Origin of the sequence: Microcoleus sp. Pol7_A1 (assembly GCF_036701085.1) — a bacterium.
GTDB lineage: Bacteria > Cyanobacteriota > Cyanobacteriia > Cyanobacteriales > Microcoleaceae > Microcoleus > Microcoleus asticus.
The window spans coordinates 59,628-74,144 of record NZ_JAUBQD010000006.1; the positions used below are offsets into that span (position 1 = coordinate 59,628).

Consider the following 14,517-nt stretch of genomic DNA (forward strand, 5'->3'; position numbering starts at 1 on the left):
GTTGGGATGGCTAGTGAACTCCTGGTGCGACGGTAATGCTGCTGTGGCATTGCTGCACTCTTTTTAGAGAATGCGAATCCTGTTTAAATGGTTTATTAACTGATTTTGACATTGTGCGTACCTGGTTTAAGTAGGTTCGGCAGGTCTAAGAGCCGATCGCCCGCAATAACATGAATGCGTACTGCAGGGAGGACTGCTGAAAGAGGGATGGCATTGTGGGACTAGCTGCAATTGTGACACCACCAGTTGCTAGTGATGTGTGCCCTTCTGTACACAATTGTGGTTTTTAACTAGAATTTCTCTCAATTTTGCTGCTCTTAGCTTTCGTCCCGTGACTAAACTCACGGGCTTTTCAGCTTTTTTTTTGTAAAACTTGCTGTTGCCATTTTTAGTGTAACCTCCGGCTCGGAAAAACTCCGCCTTTTGGCCCCCCGATCGGCTGGAGGGTCGGGTAAGGGTATGAAAAACTGAGTTTGACGCCGTTCGATCATCGGTTTCCGTTGCAGCTTTTTTTCCCGTCTTGGACGCATAAACCGGGTTTTTTTACTCCCATACTTTTTTCAACCCTCAATAAAAATTTAAGACAATCGGTTTTGGAGACTCAGAAGATTGTTGTGTTTTCAGGGTTTTGCCCACTGAGTTTGGCGCAGTCCGGCGGCTTCGACAAGCAGGGATTCGGCGAAGGCGATGGCTTCTGTTGCTGAGCGGCCGCTGGCGAGTTGGGCGAGTTCTTCGCGCCGCTGTTCGCTGTTGAGGGCGGCAACTCTGACTACTGTGCGTTCGACTGGTTCGGAATTGGCTGCGGGTTCGCCGATACTCGGTTCTGCTTCGATCGTCTGTTTGTTGACGCGAAAATGAAAATCAGCCATCGCCGCGATCAGCGGCTGGTGGGTGACGCAGAGAACTTGGTGTTTGTCGGAAAGTTGGTAGAGTTTTTTGGCGATCGCGCCGGCGACTCTCCCGGAGACTCCGGCGTCGATTTCGTCAAAAATCAGCGTACCAGCGCTTTCTATTTGAGAAAAACAGGCTTTGACGGCGAGCAAAAAGCGGCTCATTTCTCCCCCAGAGGCGATCGCGCCCAAGGGTTGCAGGGGTTCGCCCGGATTGGGACTGAAACAAAAGGCGATTTGGTCGGCACCAGTGGCGGTTGGGGTAGAAGGCGAGATCTCGACTTGAAATTGCACTTTTTCCATTGCTAACGGCTTAAGTTCTCCTACGAGGTGCGTTTCTAGTTTGAGGGCTGCTTCGCGCCGCAGGGTCGTGAGGTGGCTGCAAGCGTCTTTTAATTGCTCTAAAGCGGTCTGATATGCGAGTTCTAAGGCTTCCATTGAGTCGCCTCCTTCTAAAAGTTCGTTTAGTTCGTTTTGAATGCTTTGGTAGTAGGCGATCGCTTCTTTGAGCGGCCCGTATTTGCGGCAAATTTGTTTGAGTTCGCGAATCCGATCTTCTACTTCTTCGAGTCTTTCGGGATCTGCTTCTAATTGTTCGCCGTAGCTGCTAATTTGCCGGCTGGCTTCTGTGGCTTGAGCTAAAGCATCGCTGACCATTTCTAGGATTGGTTGCAACTGCACATCGTAAACGGCCATGTCGCTTAAAATTACTTCCGCTTTGCTCAACAAGTCGGCGGCTGATGCGGTGTCGCCCTCGTTTTGGTAGAGGGCTTGGTGAACTTGGTAACTTTGCTGCTGCAATTCCACGACGTGGCCCAGCCGGATTGATTCTTGTTCTAGTTGTTCGAGTTCGTCGGCGTCTTCGATGTGGGCTTCGCCGAGTTCTCGGACTTGGTATTCTAACAAATCAAGTCTTTGCAGCCGCTGCTGTTCCGACTGACGCCTGCGTTTGAGGGCTGTTTTGGCGCTGCTGGCTGAGAGCCACGCGGAGCCGATTGTCGATCGCGCTTCAGCGAGCCTTTGGCCGCCGTAGAGGTCGAGCCATTCTCGCTGGAGGGTTTCTTGTCCGAGGTGGACGGTTTGGCCTTGGGCGGTCATTTCCACAAGCCGATCGCGCAGTTGGTCCATTAACTGGCGGTTGACCAGAATTCCGTTCAAGCGCGATCTGGTGCGCAGAGCACCGCTAGATGCGTTAATTTCCCGGCTGCAAACGGCTAAATTTCCGTCTATGGGTTCGATTTCTTGCTCGCCCAGCCACAAAGCTGCTGCTTTGTCCAATTCAAAGGTAGCTTCCAATATTGCCCGGGTTGCTCCGGTGCGAATCGATCGGCGATCGACTTTCCCGCCTAACACTGCATCGATCGCATCTAGGATAATTGATTTACCTGCGCCAGTTTCGCCTGTAAATACGTTCAAACTCGGGCCAAATTCTAGATCCAGGCAGTCAATTAAGGCAAAGTTTTCTATTCTGAGGTATAGCAACATGGGAAATTTGTAATTTGTAATTTGTAATGCGTAATTGGAATTAGTAATTGGTAATGTGTAATTGTAATTGGAATTAGTAATTGGTAATTGGAGGCACAGCCGGGAAAATTATTGGTACCCAATAACAAATAACAACTGTCAACTGTGAACTGACCGAAAGTAATTAGGTCCGGGCCCCCGGATTCATCCGTGGAGGGAGAAAAAAAGCTCCGAATCATCTTGTGCTCGCCCCCGGATTCATCCGTGGGGTCGATTCTAAAATCTAAAATCTAAAATCTAAAATCTAAAATCGATTGACTTCTGCTATAGTTTCAACCATCCAAACAAATCTCCTACCGTCAGCCGCAATTCTGCTGCCCAATCTGGAATCGGCAACAATTCTTCTGGTTTTGCTAAAATTTCCGGTTGCTTTCCTGGGGGATAAATTAATATTGATTGTACCATCGGATCGATCAGCCAACCCATTTTAGTGCCGTTTTTCAGACAGTGTAAAATATTCCCAGTTACTTTAGTTTGACTCTGGCCTGGAGAGAGAATTTCAATTGTCCAATCAGGGTAAGTTTCAAATACATTAGCAACATCCCCATTTTCATCAACAGGTATTCTGTCCCAAGTAAATACTGTGACATCTGGCACAATCGAGCTACCGTCAAAAGTACACCGCAATTCGGAAAAAGCTAAGGCAATTTTCGGCTTTTTAACTAAGACATTGATGGCTGGGACTAATTCACCTTGAATCCTGCTATGTTTTCCTTGTGGTATTGGTTTTTGGATGATTTCACCGTTGATATATTCGCTAGCTGGTTCTGTTTCTGGCAGTTTGAGAAACTCTGACAAAGTTAGTCTTTTTGTTTGTATCTGTACCATTTTTTACTCCTTATCTTCGAGTAAACCCAAGTGTTTTCTAGCAGCAACCGTTACCATTCTCCCGCGACTTGTCCGCTGCAAAAATCCGATTTGCATTAAATAAGGTTCGTATACATCCTCAATGGTTTGAGTGTCTTCTCCTGTAGAAGCTGCGAGGGTTTCTAATCCCACAGGGCCGCCGTTAAAATTCTCAATCATTGCTGTCAAAATTCGCCGGTCGGTCCAATCTAAACCTAGCGGATCGACGTTGAATAATTCCAAGGCGAGTGAGGCAACTTCGGCATCAATTGGCTTTAAATTTTTGACTTCGCTGTAGTCTCTAACTCGCCGCAGCAAACGGTTAGCGATCCGGGGCGTTCCGCGAGCTCGGCGGGCAATTTCTGTGGCTCCTTCTGGGGTAATTTGAGTGTCGAGAACTTGGGCGGTTCTTTGGACAATTAGACTGAGTTCGTCTATTTCGTAGTAGCGCAATCTTTGGATCAAGCCGAAGCGATCGCGCAAAGGAGATGTTAGAGAACCGACTTTGGTTGTTGCTCCTACTAAAGTAAACGGTTTCAGAGGTATGCTGCGGATTTTTGCGGTTTTTCCTTGCCCGATCGTAATATCTAAGCGGCAGTCTTCCATCGCCGGATAGAGGATTTCTTCTGTAACTTTAGATAAACGGTGAATTTCGTCGATAAACAGCACGTCGCCTGCTTTGAGGTTGATCAGCAATCCAACAATATCTCGCGGTTTTTCTAAAGCAGGGGCGGTGGTAATTTTGCATTCAACTTCCATTTCTGCTGCTAAAATTAGCGACATTGTGGTTTTCCCCAACCCTGGAGGCCCGTAGAGTAACAGGTGATCCATCGGTTCGCCGCGAGATTTAGCGGCTGCAATTGCGATCGCCAAAACTTCTCTCAAGTCTTTTTGCCCGATGTATTCAGCTAACCGCTGGGGCCGGATTTTGTCGTCTTGTTTGCTGTTGATTTCGTCGGGTAGTTCTTGCGATTCTAGCAAAGATTCCGTCTGGGGTTTGACGGCTTTTTTGCGACGGGTTGGGGCTATGTCTTCGGGTAGATTTGGGTCGGGGGGCTGTTGTTTGGAGGAGATAATAGCCATATTTATTTGCGATCGGGCAGCGGGAATTGTTTACAATTATTAGCAGAATCTTTACAATTATTCAGTCCGTGATAAATATTCCATCTTCTTTATTAGCATCGGAAAGCATAACTTTTGAGGGAGCGATCGAGCTGACTCAATCTTTACTGTCGTTCATTGAGGCAGATCAACTTTTACAGGCCGACATCGAGCAAGCTGTTACCTCTCTGGTGAAAACACAGAACGGCGCTAGGGGTTTTTTTGTCACCTATCTAACGGACGATCGACAGGAGGCAGATCGGCCGTCACCCGGAGTAGTCGAGGCGCTGCGATCGGCTCCTGAGATCGTAGCAGAACTGCTGGTGAAAAATTTGGCGATGTCGGCGGCAATGGTCGTGCATCACTCGCGCCAGCAAAAGGAGGAAATGGCGGCCGGTTCTGCTAGAGTGCAGGAGCGATCGCGCAATTTAATTCAAATCCTGCAAATGCCCGCCTGTCAAACTATAGCGTCGCAAATGCTAGAAAGTTTGCAGAGTGCCAACGGCGAGTACGGGGAATTTTTTCAGCGGTGGGGCTACGACAACGAGCAAAAACTAGCGATCGGTTCGGCAGTTCGATCGGCGATCGGCTAAAATAACATCCTTCGCCAGAGTGACAGATGCTTGCTCAAAGCGACGGGGCTGTGGAATAATTGCGGTTTAGCAAAAGCTGCACAATTGTAGCTTGAGTTGATTTAGGTGTGAAGGTAGTGAACGAGGGCGAAAAATTGCACAGAACGGTGAAAGGAGTTGCCCAAAAAGCCCGAAGGGTGGGCGGCAGGCTGCCCGGAAGTAGCCAGCGCTGGGCGAAGCTGAATCTGCTGGCAACATTGGTGCGCCGGGACTTGGAAGCTCAATACAAAGGCTCGATTCTGGGCAATTTGTGGCCGCTGCTGAATCAGCTATCGCAATTGGTGATTTACACATACGTATTTTCGATCGTCCTCAAGGTAAAACTCAGCCTTGCAGGCTTCCCGGAAAACAGCGACATTACATTTGGAGTCTGGCTGTTTGCAGGTTTGTTGCCTTGGAGTGCCTTCACCAGCGGTTTGATCAAATCGGGAGTATCGGTGGTGGGGCAGCCGAATTTAGTCAAAAAAGTGGTATTTCCCCTCGGTTTGCTGCCGTTAGTACCGATTTTTACAGCTTTTATTGAAAGTTCTCTGGGTTTAGCAGCTTTGATTGTCATAGTGGCAGTGTCCTCGCAAAAGCTCAACGCTACTTTATGCTTGCTGCCGCTGGTTTGGGTTCCTCAGTTGCTGCTGACAGCGGGTTTGGGATATTTGACAGCGGGCTTGACAGTGTTTTTGCGAGACATTCCTCAGACATTAGGTGTTATTCTAAATTTTTGGTTTTATTTGACGCCGATCGTCTACCCAGCATCAGTAATCCCCCAAGAGTGGCGAGCGTGGATATTTTGGCTAAATCCAATGGCCGCCATCTCCGAGGTTTATCGAGACCTCATACTGCTTGGAGAAGTTAAGCACTGGGGCGAATGGGGTGTCGCCACCCTGATTTCTGCTGCTATATTTTGTGGAGGTTTGGCGGTTTACCGGCGTTTGCGTCCCGCTTTTGCTGACGTGCTGTAAATTTGTTTGAGAGCGAAAATCCATCTCAAATCTAAAATCGAGCGTGCTGTAAATTTGTTTTATATCTACAGTCAATCTAAAATCTAAAATCTAAAATCTAAAATCGATTGTGCTGTAAATTTGTTTAAGATTTCAAGTCAATCTAAAATCTAAAATCTAAAATCTAAAATCGATTGACTGCCGCCAATGACAGAAAATGTAATTTCACTAAAAAATGTTTCCAAATGCTTTAAGCGGTACGATCGTCCAGGAGACCGCTTAAAGGAAATTATTTATCCCAGCAAAAAACTTGCTGACGAATTTTGGGCGCTGCACGATATCAATCTAGAAATTCCTCAAGGACAAACTTTGGGAATCGTCGGTCGCAACGGTTCCGGAAAAAGCACTCTCCTGCAAATAATTGTGGGGACGTTGACGCCTACCGCAGGAAGCGTGGATGTTAAAGGGCGAGTCTCCGCTTTGTTGGAACTCGGAAGCGGGTTCAACCCGGAATTTACCGGGCGGCAAAATGTGTTTTTTAACGCTCAATTACTCGGATTCAATCAAAAAGAAACTGAAGCAAAGTTTGACGATATAGCTGCCTTTGCTGATATTGGGGATTTCATCGAACAGCCAGTCAAAACTTATTCTAGCGGTATGTTTGTCAGGCTAGCTTTTGCCGTTGCGACTAGCGTCGAGCCGGATATTTTGGTAGTTGACGAGGCGCTTTCGGTGGGCGACGAAGCTTTTCAACGAAAGTGTTTTGCCCGCTTGCAAAGCATTCAGGAAGGTGGCGGAACGATTTTATTTGTTTCTCATGCTGCTACTTCTGTGGTGCAACTTTGTACGTCGGCGATTTTAATGGATAGCGGTGAATTGCTGCTCGCTCACACTCCGAAGGTGGTAATTTCTAAGTATCAAAAGCTGATTTATGCCGATCCGGATAAGGTTCTAGGGTTGAAGTCAGATATTCGGACTCTGAACCAACTGACAAAACAGGAAAGTCAAGAAAAACTTCAGGATGCTAATTTAGAAAGCACAAAGAAAGAAGTTAAACCCGAGCAACATCTCTCCAAACCCAAGGAATATTATGATGAATTTTACGATCCGGGGATGATACCGTCGAATACGGTGAGGTATCCGTCTCGCGGAGCGGAAATTATCAACCCCCGCATCGAGACGCTGAAGGGAAATGTGGTAAATCACTTGATCGGTCGTCAAGATTATATTTACACTTACTCTGTCACTTTCTCGCGGTCAACTTCCAAAGTTAGGTTTGGAATGTTGATTAAAACGATTAGCGGTTTTGAGTTGGCGGGTGCTTCTTTGAAGGGTTCTACTCAGTCAGTTCGATATGTGGAAGCGGGAACGACAATTGTAGTGAAGTTTCAGTTTAAATGTTTGCTGAATCCCGGGGTTTATTTTCTGAATGCTGGGGTTGTGGGGACGGTAGATGGAGATTTAACTTATCTCGATCGCTGCGTTGATGTGGCGATGTTTAGAGTTCAGTCTTGTACTGAGTCGTGCGGTAACGGCATCGTTGACTTGCTGATCGAACCGTGTTTAACTGTTGTTAATCCTGATTCTCTGGTGAAAGAGCCGTCAACCGAGGTAATCTAAAATTCTGTGAAAACCATGAGCAATATCAATTTAGATTTAGTAGAAAATCCCGTAATCAAAGCATTTATTCGAGAGCAAGCTAAGTTTCCCGAAGATTTTAAACAGAACATCTGCGAAGACGATGAAATGTATTTGTTCAGCTTGAGCAATGTCAAAGACGATCGCGATCGGGCTTTCGTGCGCTATTATGCGATCGGGCGTCGCATCCTGGATACCGTTAAACAAGTTGTGGATTGGCATTTTGGGAGTTTTGAAAATGTACCGTCTTTTCTAGATTTTGCCTGCGGTTACGGTCGATTTACCCGGTTTTTGATTCAGGAAATGCCGCCGGAAAAAATTTGGGTTTCTGATATTTATGCTAACGCGGTCAAGTTTCAAACTGAATACTTTGGCGTCAGCGGTATTGTCTCGACGGGAAAACCAGAAAATTATTTAATTGACCGAAAGTTTGACTGCATTCTGGCTAATTCTTTTTTCAGCCATATGCCCGAAAGAACTTTTACGAGTTGGCTGCAAAATTTGTACGATTTGTTGACTCAAGACGGGATTTTGATGTTCAGTGTTCACGATGAGAGTCTGCTGGAATCTCACATAGAAATGCCGGCAAAAGGAATTCTGTTTAGCGCCGATAGCGAAAGTCAATCTTTAGATAAGGAAGAATACGGCACAACTTATGTAACAGAAAAGTTTGTTAGAGAAATTGTCGATAAAGTTAGTGGCGGCAAAGCATTTGTCCATCGAATTGAAAAAGGCATATGCAGGTTTCAGGATTTGTATGTGGTTACAAATCAACTGAAGAGAGAATTTTCTAGTTTGAAATTCAGTCACCACCCGGAAGGATATGTTGATGTTGCTGCTTTAACTAATAAGGATAATTTGTATCTGGAAGGGTGGGCTGCCGATGTGAACGAGGATGGCCGCATTGAGGAGGTGCAAGTGCTGGTAAACGGCGAATTAGTAGAGAGATGCGAGCCTTTTTACAATAGGTCGGATGTGGCTGGATACTTTAAAACAGATGCTGCTTTGCAGTCTGGTTGGCGCTGTTATTTACCGAAAAACACTGTGACGCCACAGGATGTGTTAATAGTTAAAGCAATCAATAACTACGGTGCGGAGTGGATTATGGAAACTTGCACTGTAAAATCGCTGCTGAGCCAAAGGCAATCGCAGTCTCTTTTGGGGTCTACTCAGACTAAAATCCAACTAATGGAGACTCAGTTAGCTTCGGCTCAAATAGAATGGGAGCAAAGTCAAAGTAAGTTAATGATTACTCAAACGAAGTTGGAAGAATCTCAAACGCATTTGCAAGAAACTCAAAGTCAATTAATTTCAGCTCACACGCAGTTGGAGCAAACTCAAAATCAGTTAATATCTGTCCAAATGCAGTTGGAACAAACTCAAAATCAGCTAATTAATGTCAAAAAAGAACTAGAGCGATCGCACAGTCGAGTTTTGGCAATGGAAACGAGCAAGTTCTGGAAGGTGAGAACCGCCTGGTTTCAAGTCAGGCGGTCGCTCGGCTTAGCGGGAGACTAGCGATCGAGTAAAATTGGTGTGGGAATTAGGGCGAGGGAGAGAAATTGTGAGTACAAATGACACCAAACCGTCGGTTTTTATTGTTACCGGAATGCACCGTTCCGGTACGTCTTTAACAGCTTCTTTGTTTCAGGAAGTCGGGGTTGATATTGGCAAAAAGTTAGTGGGCCCGGCCGACGGAAATGTGAAAGGTCATTTCGAGAATGTTGATTTTGTGGAGTTTCACAAAAGTGTTTTGCGATCGAACGGTATTGATGAACTCGGCTGTACGTTTGAAAAAACGATTCCGGTAGCAGCAGAATACGTGGAAATTGCCAAGCGGGCGATCGACCAAAATCAACAAACTCACAAACATTGGGGTTGGAAAGACCCGCGAACAACCCTTTTTTGGGATTTTTGGCTGACTTTGCTCCCAGAAGCTAATTTTATCTGTGTTTATCGATCGCCCTGGGAAGTAGTCGATTCCCTTTACCGCCGGGGAACCGATGTCAGCTTGCTGCAAAATCCCGAAATGGCAGTAAAAATGTGGGTTCACTACAATCAAAAAGTTTTAGAACTTTACGAACGTTTTCCCGATCGCTGTCTGCTAGCAAACGTTTACCCGATCGGCAACACTCCCGAACTTTTCATCGAGCGAATAAACGAAAAATTTAATGTTAACTTAGGTGCGATACCGGGCGACAACTTTGAAGAATCTTTATTAGTCAACGATATTGTCAAAAGTCACAGACCGAGTTTAATAGAAAAATATTTTCCCGAAGCATTAGAACTATATGAACTTTTGGAAACCCAAGCTGGCAATCTCAGCAGCGAATCGAAATTCGCGATCGATCGAGTTATTCATTCCCCAGCATCTCCAGTCTGGCCATTTGAAGATTGGTTGAAAATCCGCTTGCTGGAAAAACAGCAAAAAAACAGCAATTCCGAAGTCAAACAGTGGCAAGAACAATTTCACCAAGCTCAGGCGAAAGTGTTGGGATTAGAGACAGAATTAGGAGCAACTCAAGTACAGCTTGCCGGCAAAGAATCAAATTTTCAAGAAGCTTTAGCGAAACTGCTCGGATTAGAAACAGAATTAGGACAAACTCAAGTACAGCTTGCAGGCAAAGAATCGCAATTTCAAGAAGCTTTAAAAAAAATCTTACATTTAGAAGCTGAATTAGGGCAAACTCAGGTACAGCTTGCAGGCAAAGAATCGCAATTTCAAGAAGCTTTAGCAAAACTCCTCGGATTAGAAACAGAATTAGGACAAACTCAGGTACAGTTTGCAGGCAAAGAATCGCAATTTCAAGAAGCTTTAGCCAAAGTATTAGAATTAGAAGCTGAATTAGGGCAAACTCAGGTACAATTTGAAGAGACTGAATTTATATTGCAGCAAAAGTTAGCTGAATTACTTCAGTTAGAAACAGCACAAAGTCAAACTCAGGAAAAATTAAAGGACACTCAGGAAAATTTAGAACAATCCCGCCAAGAGAATGAAAACTTCCGAGCAGAAATTGCTAAAATTAAGTCTTCTAGATGGTGGAAACTCAGAGAAAAATGGCGGGAAGTTCAGCACAAAATCCGCGACTTGTTCCCTAAATTTATTTTTTCGTTAGATCAACCCACTACTTGGCAAGTTTGCGATTCCAATCTGCTAATTGCGGGCTGGGTTTTTCACAAAAAAAGAGAGATTACAGCAGTCCGCGCCCGAGTTGAAGACAAGAGTTTCGCGGGTGTTTACGGCATAGAAAGAAGCGATATAGCCCTAGCATATTGTAATATTCCGACGGCGAATAAATCTGGTTTTACAATTGAATTGCAAGCGCCTGCCGGACGGCACGAAGTGCTGCTGGAAGCGCAAGACGAGCGAGGTAAATGGCATCTTTTGGCAGCTTATCCGCTGTTAGTTTCAACGATTCAAGCATCGTTAGATGTACCAGTGGTCTGGGAACAGCGTCAGGGTCAAATTTTGTTTGCAGGTTGGTGCTGTCACCACGATCGCAAAATTGCTAAATTAAGCCTTTTGTGCGGCGATACTTCTGTAGAGTGCGCCTACGGTTTGCGGCGAAAAGATGTCGGCGAAGTGTTTCCCGACTGGGTTAACAGTTCGGAAAGTGGCTTTGAGGCCCTTGTCGATTTGCCTGCTGGTGAATGGCACGTTTCTCTGCAAGCTGAGTTAGAAAGCGGAGAAATTTTGTATTTTCAAGCGCCAAAAAAATTGACCGTGCGGCGCTACCATATCTGGCAGCGAAGTGCAGATAAATTTGAGGAGTGGTCGAATTTAATAGAGGCAATCCGGCAGCGGGCGAGGGAGAGAAAACAGCGTCTCGGCAGAATTGTGCCGATGCCTTGGGAAATTGTCAGGGTGATTCGCCAGTTCGGGAAGATTTACCGGCAGCAAAAACAGTTAATTTCCCCGGGAGATTTGCTGCCGCCTGCGGGTTTTGTGGTGCCTAAACCTATTGATAGGTACGACGCATGGCTGGAGGTGAATCAGTGGAACGATCGCGCCCGCAATTATTTGATTTCTAGGTTAAAATCCTGCCGGGAACCGCTGCCAAAAATCTCGGTGGTGATGCCAGTTTACAATCCGCAGATAGATTTTCTCGAAAGTGCGATCGCTAGCGTGCTCAATCAAGTTTATCCAAATTGGGAACTCTGCATTGCCGACGATTGCAGCACCGAATTCACTGTTGCTGAAAATTTGAAAAACTGGGCCCAAAAGGACGATCGTATCCGCATCACATTTCGTACAAAAAACGGCAACATCAGCGCAGCAACCAACAGCGCCGCCGCCCTCGCAACAGGCGACATCATCCTGTTTTTAGACAACGACGACGAACTAACTCCCGACGCATTAGGCGAAGTCGCCTTATATTTTGCCGCGCATCCAGCCACCGATTTTCTCTACTCAGACGACGACAAAATCGACACCAAAGGTCGCCGGTTCGCCCCGCAATTCAAACCGGAATGGTCGCCGGAACTGCTGCTTTCCTATATGTATCTCGGTCATTTGTGCGCCGTGAGAAAACACATTTTTGAACAAATAGGCGGTTTGCGACTAGGTTTGGAAGGCTCGCAAGATTACGATTTTGCCTTGAGAGCAACCGAAATTTCTCGCCACGTCGCGCACCTCCCGCTAGTGCTGTATCACTGGCGAACCGCACCCGGTTCTACAGCCATATCTGGGGCCGCGAAACCCGCCAGTTTTGCCGCAGGTCAAAAAGCCATTCAAGACGCACTAAACCGCCGAAAAATTAACGGCAATGTCGCTCAGCACGCATGGGCGATTAAAGAAAATTTGGGCATATTTGCCCAGGATTTCCCGGATAACGGCCCGTCAGTAACGGTAATTATTCCTACTAAAAATCAGCTCAAATTGCTGAAAGCCTGTTTGGATTCTCTAGAAACTACAACATATAAAAATTATCAAGTTGCCGTCATCGACAACGAAAGCGACGACCCGAAAACTCTGGAATATTTAAAGGAATTAACTTGCCAAGTTTTGCGGATAAAAAATCCTGACGGCAAGTTTAGTTTTGCAGCAATTAACAACCGCGCTGCCGAACAAGTTGATAGCGAATATGTATTGTTTTTGAACAACGATACTGAAGTAATTAACCCGCGCTGGCTTAGTCAAATGGTGGGATACGCTCAAATTCCCGCTGTCGGTGCAGTCGGCGCGAGGCTTTTATATCCCGACGGCAGAATTCAGCACGCGGGCATAATTCACGGGCTGCATCACGGTTTGGCCGGTCACGCTTTTAAGCTGATGAACAGCGAAAATCGAGGCTATCTTTCTCAAGCGATGGTAACGCGAAATTATTCTGCGGTAACAGCGGCTTGCACGATTACTCCGCGTCAATTGTTCTTAGAATTGGGCGGTTTTGATGAGGATAATTTTGCTGTTGCTTACAATGATGCAGATTACGGATACCGACTGTTAGAACTGGGTTATCGGTGCGTATATTGTCCAGATGCGGAGTTGTTGCACAAAGAGGGAACTTCTAGGGGTTTTACGGACAATCCTCAAGAAGTGGCGGCTTTTAGACGCAAGTATGCCGGAAAAAATGACAGTTTTTACAGTCCTCACTTGTCTTTAGAAGATGAGTATTTTCATATTCAACCCCGACGGTTTTTTATTAAGGAACAAGAAAGTTTGGTCACGGATTCTGTAACGGATGCAGGGGAGAATGAAAAACTAAATTTTGGTAATTTTGGTTCTTTGATATCAGTAAATAATTTTGTAAATCCTATCAGAGTTTTGATGTGCAGCAATTCGCTGGATTTCACGGGTGCGCCGCTGCATCAGTACGAAATCGCGGTGAAATTGGCGGCTGAGGGTGCGATCGAGCCGATCGTACTTTGCACAACAGAGGGGCCCCTGCGTCAAGCTTACGAACAGCAGGGAATTGAAGTAATTGTGCGCGACAATCCTCTCGAACATATCTACCAGCGCGATGCTTATGATGAAGCCATCCGCAGTTTTAGCACAGAAATTGCAAGTTTAAAAGTAGATGCAATTTATGCCAATACTTTAGAAAACTTTTTTGTAGTTGATGCGGCGCGCGAAATCGGAATTCCGGCGGTGTGGAACGTGCACGAAAGCGAACCTTGGCAAACTTATTTTAACAGGTTTGGTTCGGAGATTGCGGCGAGAGCTTTAGAGTGTTTTCGCATTCCTTACAAGGTGATTTTTGTGGCAGATGCAACGCGGGACAGGTATTTGCCTCTCAACAGCCACCACAATTTTACGGTAATTCACAACGGCTTAGATTTGAGCAAACTGGAAAATTCGGAGAATTCTGAATTGGCTAGAAAAAGTTTAGGTGTTGCAGCAGAAGATGTGGTAATTTTGCTGCTGGGAACGGTATGCGAACGCAAAGGACAGCAGGATTTAGTTAAAGCACTTTCACTTTTGCCTGACAAATGGCACAATAAAATTAGGTGTTTTATTGTCGGCGATCGCCCGAGTATTTACAGCAATAAATTAGCCGAGTTAGTGGGGGAATTGCCCGCAGAGTTGCGGCCAAGGGTGACAGTAGTCCCGGAAACTGGGGAGACGGGAAAATATTACAAAGCTGCTGATATTTTTGTTTGCACTTCTCGCGTCGAAAGTTTTCCGAGAGTAATTTTGGAGGCGATGGCGTGCGACTTACCAATTGTTACATCGCCGGTTTTTGGGATTAAAGAACAAGTGCGGCCGGGAATTAACGGTTTGTTTTATACACCCGATCGCCCGGACGAATTAGTTGCAGCTTTGATTAGTTTATTGGATGATAAATCATTGCGACAGCAGTTAGCTGAAAACGCTAAATATGTCTTGGATTCACTTAATACTTTTGAGGAAATGACTCAAGCTTATGCAGATATTTTCTGCGAAGCATATTTCAGCAGTCATTAGTCATCTTACAATGTCAGCGTCCCGCCCAGCCAAGCGCAGTAAATCAA

8 protein-coding genes are annotated in these 14,517 nt (G+C 45.7%); 5 read left to right on the forward strand and 3 right to left on the reverse strand.

From position 1 onward, the window contains the following. Positions 1–620 precede the first annotated feature (620 nt). From recN to ruvB, 3 genes are all read right to left on the reverse strand, one after another. Entirely contained in the window at positions 621–2,375 is a 1,755-nt protein-coding gene (recN, locus tag QUA20_RS06000; RefSeq protein WP_333186448.1) for a DNA repair protein RecN, read from the reverse strand. Between the two features lie 303 nt (positions 2,376–2,678). Next, positions 2,679–3,242: a Uma2 family endonuclease gene (locus QUA20_RS06005; RefSeq protein WP_333186450.1), complete on the reverse strand. Its 564-nt coding sequence runs from the start codon at positions 3,240–3,242 to the stop codon at positions 2,679–2,681. A gap of 3 nt (positions 3,243–3,245) precedes the next feature. After that, positions 3,246–4,343: a Holliday junction branch migration DNA helicase RuvB gene (gene ruvB / locus QUA20_RS06010; RefSeq protein ID WP_333186453.1), complete on the reverse strand. Its 1,098-nt coding sequence runs from the start codon at positions 4,341–4,343 to the stop codon at positions 3,246–3,248. A 68-nt stretch (positions 4,344–4,411) separates the two neighbouring features. Between ruvB and QUA20_RS06015 the strand changes: the two genes are divergently transcribed. The 5 genes from QUA20_RS06015 to QUA20_RS06035 all read left to right on the forward strand — a co-directional run bounded on the left by QUA20_RS06015 (position 4,412) and on the right by QUA20_RS06035 (position 14,470). After that, positions 4,412–4,954: a hypothetical protein gene (locus tag QUA20_RS06015; protein WP_445304645.1), complete on the forward strand. Its 543-nt coding sequence runs from the start codon at positions 4,412–4,414 to the stop codon at positions 4,952–4,954. Positions 4,955–5,100: 146 nt separating this feature from the next. After that, a complete protein-coding gene (locus QUA20_RS06020) occupies positions 5,101–5,949 on the forward strand; it encodes an ABC transporter permease (protein ID WP_445304647.1) in 849 nt (282 codons plus the stop codon). 186 nt (positions 5,950–6,135) lie between these two features. Beyond that, positions 6,136–7,548 (forward strand): ABC transporter ATP-binding protein, encoded by a 1,413-nt coding sequence (locus QUA20_RS06025; protein ID WP_333186456.1) that lies wholly within the window; start codon positions 6,136–6,138, stop codon positions 7,546–7,548. A gap of 15 nt (positions 7,549–7,563) precedes the next feature. Then, positions 7,564–9,084 (forward strand): methyltransferase, encoded by a 1,521-nt coding sequence (locus QUA20_RS06030; RefSeq protein ID WP_333186458.1) that lies wholly within the window; start codon positions 7,564–7,566, stop codon positions 9,082–9,084. Positions 9,085–9,175: 91 nt separating this feature from the next. Next, the gene (locus QUA20_RS06035; RefSeq protein WP_445304648.1) at positions 9,176–14,470 is read left to right on the forward strand and encodes a glycosyltransferase; all 5,295 of its coding nucleotides are present in this window, start codon (positions 9,176–9,178) and stop codon (positions 14,468–14,470) included. Positions 14,471–14,517 lie beyond the last annotated feature (47 nt).